Source organism: Aeromonas veronii, from assembly GCF_040215105.1.
Taxonomy (GTDB): Bacteria; Pseudomonadota; Gammaproteobacteria; order Enterobacterales; family Aeromonadaceae; genus Aeromonas; species Aeromonas veronii_G.
Genome location: NZ_CP157875.1, coordinates 2,051,161 through 2,074,286, shown reverse-complemented (window position 1 = coordinate 2,074,286; position 23,126 = coordinate 2,051,161). Strand labels below are relative to the sequence as shown.

Below are 23,126 nucleotides of genomic sequence, written 5' to 3'. Positions count from 1 at the left end.
CCACTCAAGATTCCTTATAGGAATGATGGAGCCGCAATGGAACTGAGGGATCTGAAGGCTTTCGTCACCCTGGGGGAGGTGCTGCACTTTGGCCAGGCGGCAGCCCGCCAGCACATCACCCAGTCCGCCCTGAGCAAACAGATCAAACGGCTGGAGGCCCAGTGGGGAGGCGAGCTGTTCGAGCGCAGCGCCAGCAGCACCCGGCTGACCGGGCTCGGTCGCGCCCTCTACCCGGATGCCTGCGCCCTCATCGCCCAGAGTGAACAGCTCGATCGCACCGCCCGCGATGTGCTGGCGGGCAACGGCGGCACCCTGCGCATCGGCTTCGGGGTCGCCACCAAGCTGCTGGTACCCGCCGCCATCGCCCGTTTTCGCGCCGAGCGCCCCAAGGTCAATATCGAGCTCAACGATCTCTCCACCCATCACCAGTTGCTGGCGCTGGCGGAGGGGCGCCTCGATCTCGGCTTCTGCCGCCTGCCCGCCCCCAAAGGCTGGCACTTTCTGCCGGTGGTACGCGCCCATTTCATCGCCGTCCTGCCCGCGAGTTACACCGGGATAACGACACTCGCGGATCTGGTGGACAAGCCGCTGGCCGTATTGCGCCGGGACAAGGCCCCCTCCTTTCACGATCAGTTCGTCCATTATCTGGCCCAGAGCGGGCTGCGTTTTCGGGATATCCAGTATGTGAACGACTTCGCCGCCGGGGTCGCCACCGCGGCGGCGGGCATAGCCTGGACCCTGGTGCCCTCCTCCACCACCATCGAACATCCGGACGTCATCACCCTGCCCCTCACCGCGCCCGAGGCAAGCTGGATCATCGGCCTGATCCGTCCGCCTGGTGGCGACAATCCCCTCATCGGCGCCTTCTGGCAGACAGTGGCTGCCTTGCGAGAGCCGGATCTCGCTCCCCTGCCGGCCGAATGACCCGGGTCGATCACCGCGTGCATTGTCCTTGTCTGCCGGATTATATTGACTCCTGCCTTGAGGGTTCTTGCCTTCGGGTCAACACTCCATGGGCACCGCGGGCGGCACGGGCAACTCGTCCTGGCCACCGCCTCTTCCAACGGGCATCAGGCCCTGCAACAAGCGAGAACACCATGACGATGAGAGTACTCGGTTACGCCGCCCAGTCGGCCCAGGCGCCTTTGGCCCCCTTCCATGTCGAACGCCGGGATCCCCGTGCCGATGATGTGGTGATCGAGATCCAGTATTGCGGCGTCTGCCACTCGGACTTGCACAATGCCCGCAACGACTGGGGCAACAGCCACTACCCCCTGGTGCCTGGTCACGAGATCATCGGCCGGGTCAGCCGGGTCGGCAGCGCCGTGACCCGCTTCAAGCCCGGGGACAGAGTGGGGGTCGGCTGCATGGTCGACTCCTGCCAGCACTGCGCCCCCTGCGAGCGAGGGCTGGAGCAGTTTTGCGACGAGTTTCCCACTCTCACCTACAACGGCGTCGACAGGCAGGACAAACGCCCCACCTTCGGCGGCTATTCGCAGCAGATCGTCACCCGTGACAAGTTCGTGCTGCACATCCCGGACGGGCTGGACCTGGCGGGAGCCGCGCCCCTGCTCTGCGCCGGCATCACCACCTGGTCCCCGCTGCGGCACTGGCAGGTGGGGCCTGGCAAGCAGGTCGCCGTCGTCGGTCTCGGCGGGCTCGGCCACATGGCCCTGAAGCTCGCCAATGCGTTGGGGGCCGAGGTGACCCTGTTTACCCGCTCCCCCGGCAAGGAGGAGGACGCCTACCGGCTCGGGGCCCACCGGGTGGTCATCTCCAGCGATGACGCCCAGATGGCCGCGGCCAGGGGGACGTTCGATCTCATCATCGACACCGTGCCCTATGTGCACGATCTCAACCCCTATCTGCCGACCCTGGCCATCGACGGCACCCTGGTACTGGTGGGTTATCTTGGGGACCTCAACCCCCTGCTCAGCACGGTTCCCCTGGTCATGGGCCGCAAGTCGGTGGCGGGATCCCTCATCGGCGGCATCAAGGAGACCCAGGAGATGCTGGATTTCTGCGGTCAGCACGGCATCACCTCGGACGTGGAGACCATCGCCATCCAGGCGATCAATGACGCCTACGAGCGCATGCTCAACAGCGACGTCAAGTATCGCTTCGTCATCGACATGGCCTCCCTCAAGGGCTGAGGAGCCGCTCGGGGGTGAGTGCGTTCACCCCCTTTTTGTCTCGCGAATCCGTCACATCGGCGCCTTTTGCCCGCGGGACGCGGGCTGCAGGCCCCGTCCTTGTCAGGAAGCGGCGTCCTCCACCCAATATGCAGTAGCTTTTGCGCCGCCAACCCCTTTAAACTTGCGCCATGGACCCCGGCGACTCGCTGTTTGACAAGGACTCCCTCTCCCCATGCAACCTCACTGGCTGCTGAAGTTTGATCTGCATCGTCTCATCCTGGCCCTGGCGGTATTGGGTGTTCTCGCAACCTTTGGCAATAGTTTCTACGCCATCTATCAGGCCCAGCGGCAGCTGTTGATCGCCAATACCCTGGAATCCAACCGCGTCTATGCGACCAAGCTGGCGACCTCGGCCGACAACATGCTCAAGTCGGCACAGGGGCAGCTGGCCTACAGCGCCCAGTTGCTGGCACCACTGCTGCAAGCCAACGACGGTGAGGCCCTGGATATCGAGGTGGATCGCCTGCGCCAGCAGACCAGCACCTTCAACTCCGTGGTGATCGTCAATCCCGAGGGGGTCATCGTCGCCGTCTCTCCCGAGACGCTGCAGGTGAAGGGCGCCAAGCTCAGATCCCCGACGGCACTGAAGGCCATCGAGAGCCAGCAGCCGCAGATCACGGATCCCTTCGTCTCCCTGACCGGCAACTATCTCATCAGCCTCTCCTACCCGGTGTTTTCCGCCGACAATGTCTACCTGGGCTATGTCGCCGGCACCATCTATCTGCAGTCCACCAGCGTGCTCTCCAACCTGCTGGGCCAGCACTACTACCAGGATGGCTCCTACCTCTACGTGGTGGATCGGGAGAAGACCCTGATCTACCACCCGGATCCGGCCCGGATCGGCCAGAAGATCACCGGCAACCCGGTCGTGAATAGCGTTCTCGGGGGCAGCACCGGCACTCAGGAGGTAGTCGATTCCCGTGGCGTCGATATGCTGAGCGGCTTTGCCCCCGTCTCCAGCACGGGCTGGGGCGTGGTGGCCCAGCGGCCCCGCAACGCCACCCTGGCGGGGCTGAACGATCAGATGTCAGGGGTGTTGATGCAGATGGTGCCCACCACGGCCCTCATCCTCTTCATCATCTGGCTCTCGGCCACCTTCATCTCCCGCCCCCTGCGCCAGCTGGCCAATCGGGCCAGCCTGATGGATCAGCAAGGGGCCTTCTCCCATATCTCCGGTATCCGCGCCTGGTACTTCGAGGCGGCCCAGCTGAAACAGGCCATTCTCAAGGGGCTCGGCTTGCTCAATACCAAGATCGACAAGCTGCACAATGACAGCCACACCGATCCCATGACCGGCCTGTTCAACCGGCGTGCCATCCAGAGACTGCTGGATGAATATCTGATGGATCCCAAGCCCCTGTGCGTCATCGCCCTCGATATCGATCACTTCAAGAAGATCAACGACGGCTTCGGCCACGATGTCGGGGATGAGGTGATCATTGCCCTGGCCGCCCTGATGCAGCAGGAGGTCAGATCCGATGCGGCACTCTGTCGCAGCGGCGGTGAAGAGTTCCTGCTGCTGCTGCCAAGCGTCACCCTGGCCCAGGCCCAGGGGGTCGCCGAGCGGCTGCGGCTGAAGGTCGCCAGCCATGAGATGCCGACGGCGGGAACCATCACCATCTCCCTTGGCGTCGCCCATTGGCCCGGCCACGGCAGCCACGATCTGGATGCCGTGCTCAAGCAGGCCGATCAGGCCCTCTATGAAGCCAAACACCGGGGCCGCAACTGCGTGGTGATCGCCGAGTGAACGGACAATGGCAATGGATGGCAGCGATATGTATCGCCCTTTCATCGCTTAATGGTGATAGACACAACAAGATTGCCACCTGACAGCATAAGCGCCGCATAAAGCGCGCCAAAGGCAGATAAAAAAAGCCCCCGACCATGTGTCGGGGCGCTGTTTTACCGGTGTCGCTTACTGGTTGACGGCCAGCCGGGTGCGCGATGCCTCGCTCGGGGTGACCAGCACGGGGATGGACTTGGAGGTGGGGGTGAAGGAGCCCTCCCCGATGCTGTCGATGGCTACCAGGGGGTTGGTCTCCGGGTAGTAGGCGGCGATGTTGCCCCGCGGGATCTCGTAGAAGATCACGCTAAAACCGCTCACCTTGCGCTCGCGGCCATCGTTGCAGATGGCGCTCATGTCCACCGACTGCTCCTCGGTGAGCCCCAGCATGCGGGCATCCTCCTCGTTCATGAACACCACGTTGCGTCGCCCCTTGATGCCGCGATAGCGATCGTCCATGCCATAAATCGTGGTGTTGTACTGATCGTGGGAGCGCAGGCTCTGCAGCAGCAGGACCGGCTCCCCCACCATCTGCTCGGCGTGACGGGTGCACTCCGGCAGGATGGAGTCCGGCAACCGGCTAGCCCGAAACTCGGCGCGTCCGCTCGGAGTATTCCAGCGCAATAGGGCGGCGCTGTTGTCCAGGTGGAAGCCGCAGGGTTCCTCGATGCGGCGGTTGAAGTCATCGAATCCGGCGATGGTCTGGGCGATCAGATCCCGCAGCACGGCGTAATCATCCCGCAGGGCGAGCCAGTCCAGCTGCTCGCTGCCCAGGGTGGCCTCGGCCATGCGCGCGACGATGTCGATCTCGGACAGGCAGAGGGGGGAGACCGGCTCGTTCATGCCGGTGGAGGCGTGCACCATGCTGAAGGTGTCCTCCACCGTGATCTTCTGGATGCCGGCGCGCTGTACATCCAGCTCGGTGCGGCCAAGGCAGGGCAGGATCAGCGCGTCTTGCGTGACCATAAGATGGCTGCGGTTGAGCTTGGTGCTGATCTGCACGTTGAGCTCGCTCCGGCGCAGCGCCTCGTAGGTGAAATCCGTGTCCGGTGCGGCGGCGGCCAGGTTGCCACCCAGACAGACCAGCATCTTGCTCTTGCCGGCGTGCAGGGCCTTGAGCGCCTCATAGACGTTGTGACCCGGCGTGCGCTTGAGCCCCACCGGGAAGCGGCGCTCCAGCCGGTCGATGAAGGCCGCGTTGGGTTTTTCGTTGATCCCCATGGTGCGGTTGCCCTGCACGTTGCTGTGTCCACGCACCGGGCACAGACCCGCCCCCGGCTTGCCGAGCTGACCGCACATCAGGTGCAGATTGACTATCTCGCGAATGGTATCGACCGAGTGCTTGTGCTGGGTGATCCCCATGGCCCAGCAGCTGATCACGCTCTCGCTTCTGGCGAAGATCATGGCAGCCTGGGTGATCTCGTCGCGACCAAGGCCTGACTGGGCCTCGATCTGTGACCAATCGGTGGCCTTCACCTCGGCCACATAGTGATCAAAGTTCGCCGTGTGCTGCTCGATAAAGGCGAGATCGAGGCGCCCGCCTTCCTCTTCCAGCACGTATTTGGCCATGCCGCGGATGGCCGCCATGTCGCCGCCAAGCTTGGGGGTGAGGTATTGATGGCTGATGCGGGTGGCGGCCGGGGTCAGCAGCTCCGCCGGGCTCTGGGGGCTGGCGAAGCGCTCTAACGCCACCTCTTTCAAGTTGTTGAAGGAGACAATCTGGCAACCCTGACGCGCCGCCTTGCGCAGGGCGTTCATCATGCGCGGGTGGTTGGTGCCCGGGTTCTGGCCGAAGACGAAGATGGCCTTGGCGGCATCGAAGTCCTCCAGCACCACAGTGCCCTTGCCTACCCCGACGGACTGGATGAGCCCCACCCCGCTCGCCTCGTGACACATGTTGGAGCAGTCGGGGAAGTTGTTGGTGCCATAGAGGCGGCCAAACAGCTGATAGAGATAGGAGGCCTCGTTGCTGGCGCGGCCCGAGGTGTAGAACTCCACCTCGTCCGGGCTCGAGAGGCCCTTGAGTTTGTCCGCGATGATCCTAAATGCCTCATCCCAGCTCACCGGCTCGTAGTGATCGCTGGCCGGGTTGTAGCGCAGGGGTTCGGTCAGCCGCCCCTGATACTCCAGCCAGTAGTCGCTCTGGGTGGCGAGACGACGCACCGAATGTTCGGCAAAGAAGTCCGCCCCCACCGTCTTGCCGGTGGACTCCCAGGCCACCGCCTTGGCACCGTTCTCGCAGAACTGGAAGGCCCCCTGCTTGTTGTCTCCCCAGGCGCAGCCCGGGCAGTCGAAGCCATCGGTCTGGTTGACCCGCAGCAGATTCTTGATGTTCTGGCGGGTCTTCTGGCTGCGCAGCACCTGTCTGAAGGTGGATTGCAGGGAGGAAAAACCGCCGGCCTTCGCCGGTTTCTCAATATGGTTGGACATTGCGTTCTCCGATCTGATCCCAGGCGGTGTAATAGACAGGCGCGTCGGATCTGGGCACGTGGATAAGGTTCAGGTGGTATTTCAAGGCCAGTCGCACGGCGAGCTGGCTGGGGGAGGCAAGGCTGATGAGGTGCGCGGCGCCATATTGCACCGCCTTGTGAATGAGTTCGCTGCCGCAGCGGCTGGTGATGACCAGGGTGTCGCTGCGCGCGGGTTGGCGCAACTGCATGCCGATGAGCTTGTCCAGCGCATTGTGGCGGCCGATGTCTTCCCGGCAGGCCAGGATCTCCCCCTCGGCCCCGAGCGCCAGCGCGGCATGCAGCGCACCGCTCTGGCGAGCCTTGTTCTGCCAGGGAATGATGCGCTCACGCAGGTCGAGCAGGCGATCGGCCGCAGGTGGCATGCTGGGGGACAAGGGAGTCAAGGCCGGCAGCGCATGTTCGATGGCCTCCACCCCGCAGATGCCGCAGCCGCTCACCCCGGTGAGACGGCGCTTGCGACGGTTGAGTTCGACGAGACAGCGATTGGCGATGGTGACATCCAGCACCATGCCCTGCTCCGAGGGGATAAGTTGCATATCATGCACATCATGATTGCCTTTGATGATCCCCTCCCCATAGAGAAAACCGATGGCGAAGTCATCGAGATCATCCGGGGTCGCCATCATGACGGCATGGCTGATGCCATTGATGTTGATGGCGATGGCGGCCTCTTCCACCAGTTCATCCATCCTGGGCAACCACGAGTTGTGAAGGTCCATGCGAAGCGCTTATAAAATGTATTCGGTCCTCAAGTTTAGATAACCCTGCACATCAAAACCAATGAAACAAATCTATAACCCAATAGAACAAGGCTATTGCCGACGGCTCATTGATTGATTAAATTTGTCACCCCGTGTCGTTCACCCCAGCCAGCCTTCCAATGAATATCAAGCAGTTGCGCTATTTCTACGAACTCGCCCAGCACCGTCACTTCGCCAAGGCGGCCAAGGCCTGTTTCATCACCCAGCCCACCCTGTCGGCCAGCATCACGGCGCTGGAGAAATCCCTCGGCACCGAACTGGTGGTGCGCAACAGCCAATTCGTGGGCCTCACCCAGGCGGGCGAGGTCGTGCTGCGCCATGCCGAACGCATGCTGCAAGAGCAGGACGCCATGCACCAGGAGCTCAGCCTGTTTGACGGCGAGCTTTCCGGCACCTTGCGCATCGGCATGGTGCCCCAGTCTGGCATCGACATCATGCCCCTGCTCAAGCGCTTCCACGAGGCCTACCCCAGGGTCGGTTTACGCCTGTCGGTGGTGACCCACGGCGCCCTGCTGGAGCAGCTGGAGCTGCACCAGATCGATCTGGGGCTGGGTTTTGACGAACTGCTCACCGACCACCAGCGCCGCACCTTGGCGGTGCAGCAGCCTCACCCTAACCCCATGGCGGTGCTGGGCCCTTTGCCCGGGCATGATGAGCGACCTCAGAACGCCCCCCTGCAACTGGCCGACTTGCAGGATATCCCCCTGATCCTGCCAAGCGGCACCATGCAGTTTCGCCGCTACTTCGATGAGGCCGCCGCCCGCCAGCAACTGAGTTTCAGGGTGGTGCTGGAGACCGACTCCCTGTTCCATCTGGCCAATGGGGTGAGTCACGGCCTCGGCTGCGCCGTGGTCAGTGCCAGCATCGCCGCCACCGCCCAGCGGTTGTTCCAACTGCCATGGCGACCCCTGACAGACGCGGCGGCCGGCACTACCGCCTTCATCACCCGCAAACACAGCGTCACCCCCGCCATGCGCGCCTTTCTCGCCCTCCCCCAGGCCTGAGCGGCCATCCAGTGATGGCCGCACAGTCCTCGATCTGGTGCGAATTAGGTTCATCAAGCGGGCACACTGGCGCCTCCCTTGTCAGCAACGAACAGAGAACTGATGGGCCAGACGAGGATAAGGGCAGAGAAGAGGCAGTGGGACCGGGGAGAAAAGAGGAGAGGAAAAACAAGAAGGCGGCCAGACAGCCGTCCTCTTGCTCATCGCCTCGGCTTATTTAGCCGGGCACAGCGCGGGATCGAAGACGGTTTTCCAATCCCGTTTCATGTCGACCAGGGTCCAGCCGTATTTGGGCGCCTCGGTCAACCCCTTTACCAGGGTGCCGCTGCTGGGGGGATGGCTGTCATAGGCATACTCCCGCTTCTCGTCCGTGTGGTGCACCAGCAGGCCGAAGGTCTTGAACTCCGGGTTGGTCGAGGTGTACTGCAACATGGGTACGTCACCATCGCTGTTGCCAAAGGCCCCCACCGGACGCTGCCCCATGAACAGATGGATGGCCGCAGGCTTGGCCGCCCCATCATCCAGGTAGGCACCCTTCATGGTCTTCATGATGGAGGCGCCATCCTTCGAGAAGGAGAACTCCCCGAGGGCGAAGGAGCCGACCACTTGCTCAGGGGGAATGCCGTACATCTGCTCGGCAAATACCCGCATGAAGTCGATGCCGCCACCGGAGACGATCCAGGTCTTGAAGCCATTGGCCCGCAGATAGGCGAGCAGTTGCACCATGGGCTGGTAACCCAGCTGATCATAGTGGCAGCCAAAGCGTGGATGCTTGCTGGTATCGAGCCAGGTGCGTACCCGCTTGGCATATTCATCCGCACTCATGCCGCTGTGGGTCAGGGTCATCAGCTTCACCAGCCCCTCCTTGCCCGCCTTGGCAAGGCCGGCCAGATCGTTGGCCAGGACCAGCTTGACGATGGGGTCCTGTTTCCATTCCGGGTGCTCGGGGGCCAGACGCTTGATCTCGTCGACGGCAAATTGCAGCTGGAACGTCAGGGGTGCCTCGCCCCAGAGGGTGCCGTCGTTGTCAAAGACCACGTTGCGCTTGTTCACTGGGATGAAGGTGGTGCTGCCAGCCTGGGTGGCACCGGCGACCCAGGCCTCAATCGCCTGCTTGGGAGCCGTATCCTGCCAGGCCGAGAGCGGATCGGCCGCCTGCGCACTGACTCCCCAACTGGCACCGGCCAGCATGGCCACAATTAACGGGGTGAGTTTCATCTATTTCTCCTTGTTCACCGGGAGCAATCCCGGCAGTGGGACAGGTGTCCAGAAGCGTTTCAGGGCCTCACGGGCAAAGCACCAGCCTCGCAAGAGCGAGTGACGGGCAAGATAGGCGGCCCCAGCCAGCAGGAGGATGAGCACCAGGCCAATGGCATAGGGTTTCCAATGGGCCAGTGACGAGGCGCGCAGCACGGCCTCCCCACCGGCAGTGCGCGGGGCACCGACCTTGTATTCGGCGCCGGGCAGGCTCTCCTGCTGCCATTGCTGCTGCTCGCTGTTCCACCATCTCAGGGTCAGGGGGGGCAGCGTCACCGTGCCCGCCGTGGTGGGCATATAGCGCAGCCGCTCCTCACGCTGACCCCCCATGAAGTCACCGCGGCCACTGTCCAGCAGACGGTTGACCGGAGCCAGACGCTGGCTCTCCTGACCCGGGATGGCATAAAGCAGTTGCGGGATCTGGGACGGCACCGCCCCTTCGGCCTGCACCGTCACCTGACGCTCGATCACATCCCCCACGTGCAGATCCTCGCCCTCCCCGGCGTGATAAGTCACCACCTTACCGGTCAGGGTGACCTTGCTCGCGGGCAGGAAGCGATCCGGCTGGGTGACATCGGGGGGCCAGGCCACGTCATGTTCGATGGCGGGCAGTTGCACCGTGTGGGGCGGCTGCCCCGGTGATGTCAGCGTGATCTCCAGGGCGGGGAAGACCAGCTTCCCCGCGTCCCAGGCAGAGACCAGCCGCTCCAGACGAACGCCGCTCCAGCTCTTTCCGTCGGCCTGACGAGTCAGCAGCTGATTGGGCAGCGGAGTGGTGAGCAGAGCCCCGTTTTTGACCTCCTGAGTGGGCCAGCTGGGGGGCGGGTTGAACCAGGAGTCGGTCCAGAAGGTCACCGCGAGGCGCAGAGGCTGACCCGGCGCCACCTGGGCCGGGGCCACCAGTTCACGGGTGATGTTCACCTCGCTGTGGCCGGGCAAGCTTATCAGCAACAGCAACCACCAGAGTCGTCTCATTGAGCCTCCTGCGTATCGGCTTGGTAGAGGTTGTGCAGCAGTATCGATGGAGAGACCTGCAGATTGTCATACCACTGATTGACCTGAGGGTCGGCGCTGCCGCCGGGCTGGATATCCTGCTGATCCGCCCCTTCCCCTTTTTTCAGATCATGCTTGATCTCATCGGGATCGTAATTGGCCTCATCCCCCTGTGAGCCCTCCTGGTCTCTCTCCTGCTTGCGCAGCTGCATGATGATGTCGGCTATCCTGGCGCGATTGGTCAGGGCCAGATCCCAGCCGGGACGAAGGCTCAGGGCCTGATCGTAACTGACGAGCGCCTGCTGCCAGGATTTTTGCTGGGCATAGCTGTTCCCAAGCCACACCAGAGACTCCGGCGTTGCCTTTGCCTGGCGAAACGCCGTGATCGCCGCCACGTAATCCCCACCCTGGTAGCTCGCTATTCCCCGCCACAGGGGATCCTCGAAGTGGCTGGCTGCCTGTTCGTACTCCTGATGCGAGAAGGCGTACTGACCCTGCTGATCCGGTGTCACCCACCAGTCCAGCAAGGCGGCCTGCCCGGGCTCGGAATAGGTGCCAAGGGAGAGCGCCAGCATGGTGAGGCAGAGCAGTTGCCTGCGCCAGAAGAGCAGCAACACCAGCATGGGGATCACCAGCAGATAGCCGCCATCCTTCCACTTGAGCTCTTCGCGGGCATCGTTTTGGGCCTGGATGGCATGCTGAATATGATCTGCAACCGCCGCCAGATCGTCGTCATCAACGCTGGCCAGCGTCACCGGCACGCCATCGTCTCGCAGCGCACTGAATCGGCCAACGTCGAGCCGGGTATCGAGCCCCTTGCTCTCATATTTGGCCGGCAGATTGCCACCGCGCTCGGTGCCCACCACCCAGACCTGTACCGGCAGGGGGAAGGCCGCCAGCGACGTCGCCTCCTCCGCGGTCAAGTGATCGGCCACCACCAGCACGCTCGGAGCCTCATCGGGGGTGGTCGGCAGGTTGCGGGTCGCCAGCGTCAGCGCCTGCGCCAGTGCCGAACCCTCACCCTCTGGCATGAGGGCAGGCTCCTGGGCACTCAGAAACAGGGAGAAGAAATCGGGATCCTGGGTCAGTGGCACCGCCAGGTGCGCCGAACTGTCATAGGCAATCAGCCCAAAACGGGTGCCAGGCGAGCGTTCGACCAGCACCGCCAGCTTGTGCTGCATGCGCTGATGGCGGCTGGGCGCCACATCCTGGGCATACATGGTCAGGTCCTGTTGCAGTACCACCATGACACTGCCCTGGGGCGAGAGGGCCGCGGGGACTTCCCGCTGCCAGCTGGGGCCGGAGAGCGCCAGCACCCCGATCCCGCACAGCCAGGGCAGCAGTTGCAACAGGGGGCGGGATTTGCCGACCACCAGCGCCTCGGCCACCCGCTTGTCCATCAACTGATACCAGGCGCTGCGTGGCTGGCGTACCACAAACCAGAGGCCGATGCAGAACACGAGTCCCAGCAGATGCCAGGGATAGATAAAGTGAAAGTCGCTCATGCCGCCCTCCCCCTGAGGTAACGCCCACCCGTAATGAGGAGCAGAAGCAGCAGGGCCAGCAACAAAGGCCACTGGAACAGCGCTTGGTGCCAAGACCAGCCAAGGGTGCGAACCTGCACCGGCGTCAGGGCGTCGATATCCTGCCAGACGCTGTCAAGGGCCGCGCCGCTGCGGGCGGCCTGCCAGCTCTTGCCGCCGGTCATCTCGGCAATGGTCTTGAGCAAGGCGAGATCCACCTTGTCATCCCCGCTCTGCTCATTGCCAAAGGCGATGGTGTGGATCTGAACCTGATGGGCGGCGGCGAGCTTGGCGGCCACCTCAGGGGTGAGCTGGGATGCGGTGTCATTGCCATCGGTCAGCAGAATGGCCAGCTTGCTGCTCCCGTGCTGCGCCTTGTCCAGCAGTTTCACCGCCACCCCGATGGCATCGCCGATGGCCGTCTGTTCGCCGATCATGGCCGGTGCCAGCTGGGCGATGCGGGCCTGCAGCGCCCCCTTGTCTTCACTGAGGGGGGCGAAGGGGTAGGCTCCGTTGGCGAAGATCACCAGACCAATCCGGTCCTGCTTGCGCGCCGTGACAAATTTGGCCACCGAATCCTGCATGGCCTTGAGGCGGGTCTCCCCCCCCGGCAGATCGTTCTTCCCCATCGAGCCAGAGACATCGAGCACCAGCACGATGTCGCGCATCGGTTTGACGATCTGCTGGGGCGGTGTCAGCAGCTCCGGCCGTGCCAGGGCGCATACCAGGAGCAGCCAGAGCACCCAGAACAGCAGACGTTGCCAGGGCCCGCTCCTCTGTTGTTCTGCCTTCAGATCCAGCGTGTTGACGAGATGAGGCAAGAAGGGCACTCGCACATAGTCGGCCATGGGGCGCGCCGGTGGCAGCAAGAAGCGGCTGACGAGGGGGAGCAAGATGAGCAACCAGGCCCAGGGCCAGGCAAAATCGAAACGGGACAGCCAGTCAGACATGGGGCAAGGTCTCCAGCCAGGTGGCGAGTTGTGCGGCCAAGCGGGCGTTCTGCTCGGGAGTCAGCCGGTTGTCGGGGCGGCAATAACGCTCGCACAAGAGCGTGCGGGAGGTTTCGTCAAGGGGCACCGCCTGCAACAAGGCGTCCGGGGTCACGGCCTGCGCCACCTCCTTGCGGGGACGATGAACCAGGCTTATCTGCTTGATGAGGCTGAGCCAGGCGTCCGCGTCCTGCAGCGTGTTCAGCTGCGACTGTGCCTCCCGGCGCCAGCGATTGCGCCGCCAGTGGGCAAGGCGGGCGATCGCCATACCGGCGGCGAGCAGCAGCAACAGAGTCGCCAGCCATGTCCAGCCGGGGGCCGATGGCCACCAGGAGAAGCCCGCCGGCAGTGCGGGGTCAAGCAACGCCGGCACGGTAAAGCCTTTCTCGAGCATTCAACCTCCCTTCTGCAACTGGCGGACCGGATCCTGATGGGTAAGGATGTGGTGAACCCTGACCCCCAACCGGGTGAGGCGCTGCTCCTGCGCGGCCAGCCGCTGGGTGATGGCCTGCTGGATCTCGCGATTCATCTGGGAGGAGAAGGAGAAGCTCGCTTCGCTGCCCTGATAACGGGCGCTCACCGACCCTTGCGTGGGCAGGCGAAGGTGAAGATCGTCATAGACGACGAAGGCGTGCATGTCGCAGCGTCGCCGCAACCCGGCCAGGATGGCTTCGCTGCGGGCGTCCAGGTCGTGAAAGTCACTGATGATGGCGAGCCAGGCCCCCGGGGGGATCAGGCCGTGCACACGCTGCAACACTTCGGCCAGACTCAGCGAACCCGCAGGCTCTGCCGGATAGGCCTGCGTCAACGACTGGTTGAAGCGGCCCAGATCCTCCAGTATTCGTCCGAGGTTCTGCTTGGCAGAGCGACAGGGATGAACGGCCAGCACCTCATCGTTGAAGGTCACCCCTCCCAGCCGGTCGCTGTCGTGCCAGCTTCGCCAGGCATAGAGCCCGGCTATCATGGCCGCCGTCACCGACTTGGTATGGCCGCGCGTGGTGAAGTACATGTCGAGGCGTTGATCGGTCAGCAGAAAGACCGGGCGCTCCCGCTCCTCATTATAGAGCCGGATCCAGGGGGTGCGCAGCCGGGCGGTGGCTTGCCAGTCGATGAGCCGCACGTCATCCCCCGCCTGATAGCGCCGCAACCCTTCGAAGTTGAGGCCTCGCCCCTGCTGGCGGGACACCCGCTCCCCCGCCATGGCGCCGAGGGAGATGCGCTCGGGATCATTTCTGAGCAGACGGGCTTCCCCCGCCAGCGCCATCAGCCCGGCGTTATCGATGCTCAGCCGCGTCTCCATCAGGCGACCAGGGTATCGAGCAGAGTCTGGATGGCGTCGTCGGCACTGACCCCATCGGCATTGGCCTGATAGCTCATCATCAGGCGATGGCGCAGCACGGCGTGGGCGATGCCCTTGATGTCTTCGGGCAGGACGCTATCCCGGCCGGCCAGCCAGGCGCTGGCACGGGCACAGCGCTCCAGGGCCAGGGTGCCACGGGGGCTGACCCCGAGGGCAATGTAGCCGGCCAGCTCATCGCTCACCCCTTGCGGATGGCGGGTCATGCCCACCAGGTTGAGGATGTACTGCTCCACGGCCGGGGCGACATGAACGCGGGAGATCTCCTGCCAGCAGCTCAGCAGATCCTCCTGGGAGAGCAGGGCGGCGCTGTGGTCAGTCGTGCTGCTCGTGTCCTTTTCCTGGCTATATTTGTGCTGCTGCTCCTCCCTGACCAGTTGCATCATCTGCTGTTCATGATCTTTTGAGGGATAATCCACCAGCACCTTCATCAGGAAGCGGTCCAGCTGGGCCTCCGGCAATGGCCAGGTTCCCTCCTGATCCACCGGGTTCTGGGTCGCCAGCACCATGAAGAGGCTGGGGAGTGGCCAGCTCTTGCCGGCAACGGTGACATGACGCTCTTCCATCGCCTCCAGCAAGGCGGACTGGACCCGCGCCGAGGCCCGGTTGATCTCATCGGCGAGGATGATGTTGCCAAATACCGGCCCCTGGCGGAACCGGAACTGATCCTCTGGCGAGGTGGCATTCTGCTGGTATATCTCGCTGCCGGTGATATCCGATGGCAGCAGATCCGGGGTGAACTGTATCCGGCTGTAATCCCCCTCGATCTGGCTGGCAAGGGCCCGTACCGCACGGGTCTTGGCAAGGCCGGGCAGCCCCTCCAGCAAGACGTGGCCATCACAGAGCAGCGCGATGATCAGCATCCTGACCAAGGCCTCCTGCCCGAGCACCTGTTCATTCATTCGTTGTTCAAGCCGTTGCAGTTTTTCCCTGTTGTTCATGCGTGCTCTCCTGGCTGGTTCTGCAAGATAGTAGCAATTCCCACCACTATGGGCTGGGCATAGTCAAAGAAGGCCTTGATGCCCGGGCACAGATAGTTGAGACCGAGCTCACCATCCGGTGCGCGCACTATCCGGTTCTTCGGGCACTCCCCCCAGCACAGCTTGAGATAGGGACAGGCCTTGCAGCAGGCGGGCAAGGTCTCTTTCTTGCCAAATCCGAAGGCCTGCTGGCGCTCGGAAAATGCCATGTGCGACAACCTTTGTATTGACATATTACCTAATTGGTACTCGGGGTAAACATAGTGATCACAGGAAAAAACATCGCCGTTTTTCTCCACCGCCAACCCCTTGCCGCAAAACTCGGAGGTGACGCAGATCTGGGCGGGCATCCCCAGGGTCTGGGCCACCGCGGTCTCGAACAGGTTGACCTGCACCCGGCCCAGATCGTTGTTCACCCACTCCTCGAACACCGCGATGAGGAAGCGCCCCCAGTCATCGGGATCCACCGACCAGTCCGTGACGATGGAGTCCAGATCCCCCGGCTTGGCCCGGCGACTCCCCGTCACCGGGATGCTGTCATCGTGCCAGAACTGGGGCGCCGTCCTGGTGAAATCCACCGGCTCAACACAGGGGTTGAACTGGATATAGGTAGCACCGAGCTCGCGGGTGAGAAAACGATAGATCTCGAGGGGAAAGCGAGCATTGGTGCGATTGACCGTGACCAGGGCATTGAAGGGCACCTGGAATTTCTTGAGGGCGGCCACCCCTTCCATCACCTTGTCGAAGGTGGGCTTGCCGCTGCGGGTCAAGCGGTATCTGTCGTGCAGTTCGCGCGGACCGTCGATGGACAACCCCACTAAAAATTGATGTTCCTTCAGGAACGCAGCCCATTTGTCATCGATGAGGATGCCATTGGTTTGCAGGTCGTTCTCGATGCGCTGACCCGCTTTTTTGTACTGCTGCTGTAACTTGACCACTTTATGGAAGAAATCCAGTCCCATCAGGGTGGGCTCTCCCCCCTGCCACGAGAAGACCACCTGCTCCCCGTCCTGGCTGTCGATGTACTGGCGGATAAAGTTTTCCAGCACCTCATCGCTCATGTGGCTATGGCGATCCTGGTGCAGCAGCCCCTCCTTGTGCAGGTAGAAACAGTAGGTGCAGTCGATGTTGCAGGTAGACCCCGTGGGCTTGGCCATCACATGGAAGCGGCGCACCCAGGCAGGCCCCTTGCCGGCGTATTTCTCTGCTGAGGGGAGTGCGTTGACAGGCAGTGTGGTGCTGTGTTTCATCTTCTTTCCTCAAAACGGATGGGGTTTCCCCCATCCGAATACATCGATAATCAGTGGTTCTTGGCACCCTGCTCGATCAGGGCGCTCACGTCGGAGACGGTGAAGCTGCCCGGTTTCTGGCGTGGTGGGAACTCCTTGAAGCTCTGGATCATCTCGGTGGCATACTTTTGCGCCCCGCCCAGCAGGTAGAGACGATCGTAGAACCAGTTCTTGTAACCCATGCCGTCCGAGCCTTTCTCCAGCGGATCCACGTCCAGATCGAACAGCATGGGCACCCGCAGCTTGGTGAAGGGGTACTGCCACACATCAAATCCGCTGTGCTCCTGGATCATGAAGTGGGCCTTCCAGCGGCCGTAACGCATGGCCAGCAAGTCGCCATCATCACTCCAGTAGAAGAACTCCTTGCGCTTGTCTTCTCCCTTGCCCTTCAGGTAGTCGAGCTGGTTGTAGCCATCCAGATGCACCTTGTAGGTCATGGCCGGGGTCTTGTAGCCCTTGAGCAGTTTTTCCTTGATGTTCGGCTCACCGGCCGCCGCCACCAGGGTCGGGAACCAGTCGTTGCTGCCGAAGATACCGTTGAGCTGGGTGCCCGGCTTGATGTGACCCGGCCACTTGATCATGGCGGGTACCCGGAAGCCCCCTTCCCAACCGGTGTTCTTCTCACCGCGGAACGGCGTGAAGCCCCCATCCGGCCAGGTGGCGGTCATGGGGCCGTTGTCCGTGGTGTAGACGACGATGGTGTTGTCTTCGATCCCCAGATCTTTGATCTTCTTCATCACTTCGCCGACGATGGCGTCATGTTCGACCATGCCGTCCGCATAATCCCCGAGGCCGGTCTTGCCCTGGTGATCCGGCTTGATGTGGGTCTTGTTGTGCATGCGGGTGGTGTTGAACCAGGCGAAGAAGGGTTTTTTGGCCTTGACCTGACGCTCCATGAAGTCGTTGTTGGCCGCCAGGGTCTCTTCATCGACGGTCTCCATCCGCTTCTTGGTCAGCGGGCCGGTGTCTTCAATCTTGCCGTCGGCGCTGCTCTTGATGACGCCGCGCGGGCCGAACTGCTTGCGGAAGGCGGGATCTTTCGGGTAGTCCACGTTCTCCGGCTCTTCCTCCGCGTTCAGGTGATAGAGGTTGCCGAGGAACTCATCGAACCCATGAGCGGTGGGCAGGAACTCGTCCCGATCCCCCAGGTGGTTCTTGCCGAACTGACCAGTGGCATAACCCAGTTGCTTGAGCACGGTGGCGAGGGTGGGATCCTCTTTCTGGATCCCCTGGGGGGCCCCCGGCATGCCCACCTTGCTCAGGCCGGTACGAAACGGCATCTGACCGGTGATGAAGGAGGAGCGACCCGCGGTAGAGCTTTGCTCGGCGTAGTAGGAGGTGAACTTGGCCCCTTCTGCGGCGATCTTGTCGATATTCGGGGTCTGGTAGCCCAGCATGCCCTGATTGTAGGTACTCAGGTTCCCGTAACCGATATCATCGCCGAAGATGACCACTATGTTGGGCTTGCCTTTCTGTTGCTCCGCCGCCGTGGTCGCGGCCTGGGCCGAAACCGCGGTCGCGCCGAGCGCCAAGGCCAGCATACTGGCAACCAGGGTGCGTTTGGATGGAATATTATTCCGCATTGCAGTGACTCCATTGTGATGGTGGTAACTTAATGTCACTGGCAACTAGATAATAATCGGCAACCCCCGTCAAACTTTCACAATTTGCACCGATTACTTAATGGGGGCTGAATATGCAAGGCGTGCAGATGGAATATATAAAAATATCACGTCCCCATCCGACCCTATTAATAAAGAAGACGGATAGGATTGCGGCCTGAATAAGGACAAACTTGCCCTCGCCGTTCATGGGACAAGTCCATCTGGTACCAAACACGACACGACCAGCCGGGCGCAACGAGAAGATGCCAGCTTCATCCATGATTTTACCCCCATGACAGCCACACAACTAATGCATTGATTTTATAAGATAAATTACAGGGGCACATCGGTAGGCTGCCACTTGCCACACTTTCTTCATGCCATGATCCGCCAGATAAAAACCTGACATATCATATGGTTAACAGCGCATACTGAACCCGCTCGCCGATGTCGACCCGGCGCCAGAATCGGTTCCCCCTCCCAGGTATCCATTCCCGGCCCTCCGTATTGACCATGATCTCTGGCAAGGCACAACGCGTATTTTTCTGACGCAACAAAATGGACATTTTCCGCCATCAAAACATAATTTCATCGCGTCCATGCATACCGCAATGAAACCATTTCCATGGCGCAGAAAAATCAAAAATAAAATAGCAACCCTGTTTACCCCCCCTCAATAAAAACGATATCCCTATCCAGATAAAATAATGACGGAGAAATAGATGGCGCTGATTCTTAATGGCTGAAATATGACAATAGGGCCCTATTCTTATCAAAATCTGGATGAGGTATGTCAATAACTGTCGTCACCCAGAAGAAGGATGACAGACAGCATCCAGACGGGAGGCGCTTCCATCGGTACAGCCCGTCACTAAACCTGGATGCACGATGTAACCTGATGCTCACCGTCGGCAGTCAGGGGAGCGCCAGTGCCAACGACACGCCCCACTCCCCCGGCGAGGCAACGGCTTGGCGCAAACCTTAGCAGAGAAACCGAGCCTTCTTGGCTGGTATTCATTACCACCAGTGAATTTTTATATTCAATTAACGCCATTTAAGTGAACTAACTCACTCCCTAGACTGCTCATCGAACCTTAACGAGGAGTCTAGTATGAAACTCACCAACGTTGCTCTCTTGGCTGCGGCCATCGCCTCAGCAGTCTCTGTCAATGCCTTTGCCAACGATGTGGTCTCACTGAAATTCAGTGATGGCCGTGCCGAGGTAAAAGGCGTCGAAGCCGTCAATGCGGTGTTGAACCCCATCGGCGTCAACGTCATCACCATCGACATACCTGAAACGGCAAAACCGGTTCTTAACGCCGCAGAATCCCGCGCACTGACTAGCGCCGAACATGCTTTTTTGATCAAAGAATTCAACTTGGATCAGGCGCAACTCCTTGAACAGGTGAAGCTCGCCGGCCGTTCGCCCGCAGTACAAGGCGGCGGTGTGCTGACAGAAGAAACCGGTTTTGGGCCCTATCCGAAGGTCTACGACATGATGGCACTGGACAAAAACGTCCATAAAGCCGTGCTGGAAAAATACGGCCGCATGCATGTCAACTCCGCAGATGACGGCACCGATGTCGATGAAGTAATGACCGTCGTCAACGGAGGGCCGTTCCGCTGGGGCTTCACCTTGAAAGACGGCAGCATTGCCCGCTTCCAGGTTGAGAAAGTGAGCCTCAATGACAAAGCCGTACGGGTCAGCTATCACGGTCTGGGCATGCATGCCGGGATCATGGATGCCAAGCAAGGGCTGATTGTGGCCTACGGCCATGGTCCAAAAGAGTTCACCATGCGCTACCAGGCTGATGTGCCCCATGCCAACCTGCTCGGCACCAACCCCTGGCTCGATTTCAGCGGTGACTACCCCATCGCTCTGGACAAGGTGAATTAAGCATTCCCAATGCGCGTTGGCGGTAAGGCATCAGCCTTTACCGCCTTTTTTCTGCCCGCCTTTTAAACCAGCGCACGACCATGGCCCTGCCTCAAGCGCGCATGACTGCGTGGCGGGTCGCGTCACCATCACCAGGGAATAAGCATGAATATCGCTGTTATCGGCTCGGGCCGAATGGGCAACGCCTTGGCCCAACTCCTGAAAGAGCATCACCATGAGGTCGCGCTTGAGTGGACAATGATTGAAAATACGACATCATAATTCACTAAACATGCATTGAATCGAGGGTGACATGAACAAGATCACGGCACTGAACGTCTTTCGCCGCGTGGTGGAGATGGGCACCTTCAAGGCGGCGGCGGATGATCTGCAGCTGTCCCAGGCGGCAGTCAGCAAGAACATCAACGAACTCGAGGCCTTTCTCGGCATTGCGCTCATCAACCGCACCACCCGGCGGATGAGCGTGACCGAGGCCGGCATGGCGTACTACGGCCAGATCTGCAGCGTATTGGACAATCTGGAGGCCGCCGATCAATCCATCATGGCCGCCTCCTTCACCCCCAGAGGCAGGCTCAGGGTCAGCGTCCCCATGTCCTATGGGCTGATCCGGATCAACCCGATCATCTGCGCGTTCCAGCGTCACTATCCGGCGATCAGCATCGAGGTGATCCTGAGTGACACCTATGTGGACCTGATTGACCAGGGGATCGACGTGGTGATCCGGGGGGGCAGCGCTCTGGACGACTCCACCATGCGCTCGAAACAGGTGTGTCAGGTGCAACGGGTCCTGTGCGCGTCGCCGGAGTACCTCGCCGGCGCAGGTGCTGTCACGCACCCCGACGATCTGACGGCGCACAACTGTCTGGTCTACAGCCTCTCCTCCTCCCCCCGCAAGTGGCTCTTCAACCGGGGGGATGAGCACCTGATGGTGGAACTCAAACCCGCCAGCTTTTCCGTCAACAACGGCATTGCCCTGAAGCAGGCGGCCATCGAGGGGTTGGGCGTCATACTGCTGCCTGAGGATTTTGTGGCAGCCGAGCTGGCATCCGGCGCCCTGGTGGAGCTGATGCCGGCGTGGCGGGCGGAGAGTCATGCGCTCTTTGCCGTCTACCCCTTCCACAAGGAGCAGTCCCAGAAGGTGCGGCTGTTCATCGATTTTATCGTGAAGTCCTTCCAGCCACGCTGAACCTGATGATTGGCACTACTCGCCGATGGCCCGCTTCTCTTTGGATGCCTGCACCTGCAGCAGTATGGTTGCCAGTACACCACCGTGCTGATGAGGTAGACCAGCAAGGTGCCGGCCCGGATCTTGTCCCAGAACAGGAAGATGCTGACCAGGGCGATCAGGAAAGGCACCAGGGTATAGAGGGTGCCGGTGTTGAGGGTGGTCGTGGTTTTCAACGCCTTGAACATGATGAGAAAGAAGGCGGCATAGAAGAAGCTGATGATGAACCCCTTGGGCAACACCCGGATGAAGGTCTGCCGCCGCACCTCGCTGAGCCCCACAAAGGGGGCCAGCAGCAGCGCAGCCAGGCTGAAGCGCATCAAGGCGAGCGAAGCGGGATCGACCATCGTCGACAGCACCTGCGCCGAGATGAAGGAGCCGGCGATGATGACGGTGCTGACGAGCAACAACAGATGGTACTTGAGGTGGGACATGGACACGCCTGACAACCGGGACACCCCGACAATGGACGGTTCAGGCAGTGATTGTCGATGGGCATTTAGTTTACTGAAATGGCGGCAAAGTGATTTTATAATTCACCAATGGTGAACTAGCCGTGTCGCCGGGCTCGGGGCCTCCTTGCCCCGGCCCCGCCATCAACCCGCAGCGCATTCTGTCGGGTACTCGCCCAGGGATCCCTCCTCCTCTATCCCAGCGCCATCGGGTGGCGCAGACTCACGCCAGTTTGGAGAGCAGGTTAGCCCCAAGATCAGCGTTGCCAGCAGCACAACAGATCCATCCGCCCCGGCTGATCGCTCGCTAGCGGCGCCACCAATGCTCCCCCGGGTGGGGGGACAAGAGTGACAATGGTTCCCCCATCATGGGGGTCGTCAGCGAGACCTGCCGCTCGCGGGCCAGACGGCTGATCTGCTCAAGGGGATCGTCCCAGCGGTGTATCGCCAGATCGAAGGTGCCGTTGTGGATAGGGTAAAGCCACTTGCCCCGCAGATCTTCAAACGCCTGCGCCGTCTGCGCCGGCAACATGTGCACGTATTCCCAGCGCGGACTGTAGGCCCCCGTCTCCACGAAGGCCACGTCAAAGGGACCGAAGCGTTCACCTATGGTCTTGAAGCCGTCGAAGTAACCGCTGTCGCCGCTGAAGAAGAGATTGACCCGCTCGCTTCTGATCACCCAGGACGCCCACAGGGTCTGGTTGCCATCTCCCAGCCCCCGGCCGGAGAAGTGCTGGGCCGGGGTGGCGATCAGTGCCACGTCCCCGACGCGGATCTCCTGCCACCAGTCCAGCTCCTTCACCTTCTCCTTGGGCACGCCCCAGGCAATGAGCCGGGCCCCGACCCCGAGCGGGGTGATGAACTGCCCCACCTTGTCGCTCAGCGCCAGCATGGTGCCGTGATCGAGATGGTCGTAATGATCATGGGAGAGGATCACCGCTTCGATGGGGGGCAACGCCGCCAAGGCGATAGGGGGCGCATGCCAGCGCTTGGGACCGAACCAGGAGACGGGCGAGGCACGCTCGCCGAACACCGGATCCGTCAGCCAGAATTTGCCGGCGAGTTTGAACAACAGGCTGGAATGACCCAGTCGCCAGACGCTGTCATCGGGCGCCGCCATCAGCTCTGCGGGCGTCATGGCGACCACCGGGATGGCCCGATCCGGCACAGTGTCCGCCGGCTTGTTGAACAAAAAATCCCGCCACAGCCCCACCCCTTCCCAGAATCCCCGTGAAGGAGTGGGCACCCCGTTGCCAAAGTGCCCCTCCCGGTACTGGGCCGAGTCCGTATAGGCAGGCAACCCGGATTTGAACAGATACGACAACACACCCGCCATCATGACCCCT

General features: G+C 61.6%; 20 protein-coding genes. 7 read left to right on the top strand and 13 right to left on the bottom strand.

Going from position 1 to position 23,126, the window contains the following annotated elements:
- Nucleotides 1–36 precede the first annotated feature (36 nt).
- From ABNP46_RS09480 to ABNP46_RS09470, 3 genes are all read left to right on the top strand, one after another.
- The gene (locus ABNP46_RS09480) at nucleotides 37–924 is read left to right on the top strand and encodes a LysR family transcriptional regulator (protein WP_349922139.1); all 888 of its coding nucleotides are present in this window, start codon (nucleotides 37–39) and stop codon (nucleotides 922–924) included.
- 173 nt (nucleotides 925–1,097) lie between these two features.
- Nucleotides 1,098–2,153 (top strand): NAD(P)-dependent alcohol dehydrogenase, encoded by a 1,056-nt coding sequence (locus ABNP46_RS09475; RefSeq protein ID WP_349922138.1) that lies wholly within the window; start codon nucleotides 1,098–1,100, stop codon nucleotides 2,151–2,153.
- Between the two features lie 214 nt (nucleotides 2,154–2,367).
- Nucleotides 2,368–3,942 carry a sensor domain-containing diguanylate cyclase gene (locus ABNP46_RS09470; RefSeq protein ID WP_349922137.1) on the top strand — a complete coding sequence of 525 codons (1,575 nt, stop codon included), beginning with the start codon at nucleotides 2,368–2,370 and terminating at the stop codon, nucleotides 3,940–3,942.
- A 168-nt stretch (nucleotides 3,943–4,110) separates the two neighbouring features.
- Here the strand turns inward: ABNP46_RS09470 and ABNP46_RS09465 are convergent, their stop codons facing one another.
- Both ABNP46_RS09465 and fdhD read right to left on the bottom strand, forming a co-directional pair.
- A complete protein-coding gene (locus tag ABNP46_RS09465) occupies nucleotides 4,111–6,408 on the bottom strand; it encodes an FdhF/YdeP family oxidoreductase (protein ID WP_349922136.1) in 2,298 nt (765 codons plus the stop codon).
- The gene (gene fdhD, locus ABNP46_RS09460; protein ID WP_349922135.1) at nucleotides 6,392–7,168 is read right to left on the bottom strand and encodes a formate dehydrogenase accessory sulfurtransferase FdhD; all 777 of its coding nucleotides are present in this window, start codon (nucleotides 7,166–7,168) and stop codon (nucleotides 6,392–6,394) included. The genes ABNP46_RS09465 and fdhD overlap by 17 nt, the downstream gene beginning before the upstream one ends.
- 161 nt (nucleotides 7,169–7,329) lie before the next feature.
- Between fdhD and ABNP46_RS09455 the strand changes: the two genes are divergently transcribed.
- Complete coding sequence (locus ABNP46_RS09455) at nucleotides 7,330–8,214, top strand: LysR family transcriptional regulator (RefSeq protein WP_349922134.1); 885 nt, start codon at nucleotides 7,330–7,332, stop codon at nucleotides 8,212–8,214.
- A gap of 213 nt (nucleotides 8,215–8,427) precedes the next feature.
- On the opposite strand, the gene ABNP46_RS09450 is transcribed toward ABNP46_RS09455, so the two are convergent.
- From ABNP46_RS09450 to ABNP46_RS09410, 9 genes are read right to left on the bottom strand one after another with little or no spacing between them, the layout of a single operon-like run.
- Nucleotides 8,428–9,432 (bottom strand): HAD family hydrolase, encoded by a 1,005-nt coding sequence (locus ABNP46_RS09450; protein ID WP_349922133.1) that lies wholly within the window; start codon nucleotides 9,430–9,432, stop codon nucleotides 8,428–8,430.
- Entirely contained in the window at nucleotides 9,433–10,446 is a 1,014-nt protein-coding gene (locus ABNP46_RS09445) for an oxygen tolerance domain protein (RefSeq protein ID WP_349922132.1), read from the bottom strand.
- Entirely contained in the window at nucleotides 10,443–11,969 is a 1,527-nt protein-coding gene (locus tag ABNP46_RS09440) for a VWA domain-containing protein (RefSeq protein WP_349922131.1), read from the bottom strand. Before ABNP46_RS09440 ends, ABNP46_RS09445 begins: the two co-directional genes overlap by 4 nt.
- Nucleotides 11,966–12,937: a VWA domain-containing protein gene (locus ABNP46_RS09435; protein WP_349922130.1), complete on the bottom strand. Its 972-nt coding sequence runs from the start codon at nucleotides 12,935–12,937 to the stop codon at nucleotides 11,966–11,968. The genes ABNP46_RS09440 and ABNP46_RS09435 overlap by 4 nt, the downstream gene beginning before the upstream one ends.
- On the bottom strand, nucleotides 12,930–13,370 hold the full coding sequence (locus ABNP46_RS09430; RefSeq protein ID WP_349922129.1) for a DUF4381 domain-containing protein: 441 nt from the start codon (nucleotides 13,368–13,370) through the stop codon (nucleotides 12,930–12,932). Before ABNP46_RS09430 ends, ABNP46_RS09435 begins: the two co-directional genes overlap by 8 nt.
- A complete protein-coding gene (locus ABNP46_RS09425; RefSeq protein ID WP_349922128.1) occupies nucleotides 13,371–14,276 on the bottom strand; it encodes a DUF58 domain-containing protein in 906 nt (301 codons plus the stop codon).
- Nucleotides 14,276–15,274: an AAA family ATPase gene (locus ABNP46_RS09420; RefSeq protein ID WP_349922127.1), complete on the bottom strand. Its 999-nt coding sequence runs from the start codon at nucleotides 15,272–15,274 to the stop codon at nucleotides 14,276–14,278. The genes ABNP46_RS09425 and ABNP46_RS09420 overlap by 1 nt, the downstream gene beginning before the upstream one ends.
- On the bottom strand, nucleotides 15,271–16,563 hold the full coding sequence (locus tag ABNP46_RS09415) for an anaerobic sulfatase maturase (protein ID WP_349922126.1): 1,293 nt from the start codon (nucleotides 16,561–16,563) through the stop codon (nucleotides 15,271–15,273). Before ABNP46_RS09415 ends, ABNP46_RS09420 begins: the two co-directional genes overlap by 4 nt.
- A gap of 50 nt (nucleotides 16,564–16,613) precedes the next feature.
- Nucleotides 16,614–18,185: an arylsulfatase gene (locus ABNP46_RS09410; protein ID WP_349922125.1), complete on the bottom strand. Its 1,572-nt coding sequence runs from the start codon at nucleotides 18,183–18,185 to the stop codon at nucleotides 16,614–16,616.
- Between the two features lie 1,132 nt (nucleotides 18,186–19,317).
- Here ABNP46_RS09410 and ABNP46_RS09405 point away from each other — a divergent pair.
- The 3 genes from ABNP46_RS09405 to ABNP46_RS09395 all read left to right on the top strand — a co-directional run bounded on the left by ABNP46_RS09405 (nucleotide 19,318) and on the right by ABNP46_RS09395 (nucleotide 21,289).
- Nucleotides 19,318–20,103 carry a hypothetical protein gene (locus tag ABNP46_RS09405; protein WP_349922124.1) on the top strand — a complete coding sequence of 262 codons (786 nt, stop codon included), beginning with the start codon at nucleotides 19,318–19,320 and terminating at the stop codon, nucleotides 20,101–20,103.
- 144 nt (nucleotides 20,104–20,247) lie between these two features.
- Entirely contained in the window at nucleotides 20,248–20,364 is a 117-nt protein-coding gene (locus ABNP46_RS09400) for an NAD(P)-binding domain-containing protein (RefSeq protein ID WP_349922123.1), read from the top strand.
- A 31-nt stretch (nucleotides 20,365–20,395) separates the two neighbouring features.
- The gene (locus ABNP46_RS09395) at nucleotides 20,396–21,289 is read left to right on the top strand and encodes a LysR family transcriptional regulator (protein WP_349922122.1); all 894 of its coding nucleotides are present in this window, start codon (nucleotides 20,396–20,398) and stop codon (nucleotides 21,287–21,289) included.
- Here ABNP46_RS09395 and ABNP46_RS09390 read toward each other — a convergent pair.
- Complete coding sequence (locus ABNP46_RS09390; RefSeq protein WP_349922121.1) at nucleotides 21,211–21,762, bottom strand: EamA family transporter; 552 nt, start codon at nucleotides 21,760–21,762, stop codon at nucleotides 21,211–21,213. The genes ABNP46_RS09395 and ABNP46_RS09390 overlap by 79 nt on opposite strands.
- 325 nt (nucleotides 21,763–22,087) lie before the next feature.
- A complete protein-coding gene (locus tag ABNP46_RS09385; protein ID WP_349922120.1) occupies nucleotides 22,088–23,107 on the bottom strand; it encodes an MBL fold metallo-hydrolase in 1,020 nt (339 codons plus the stop codon).
- Nucleotides 23,108–23,126: the final 19 nt, after the last annotated feature.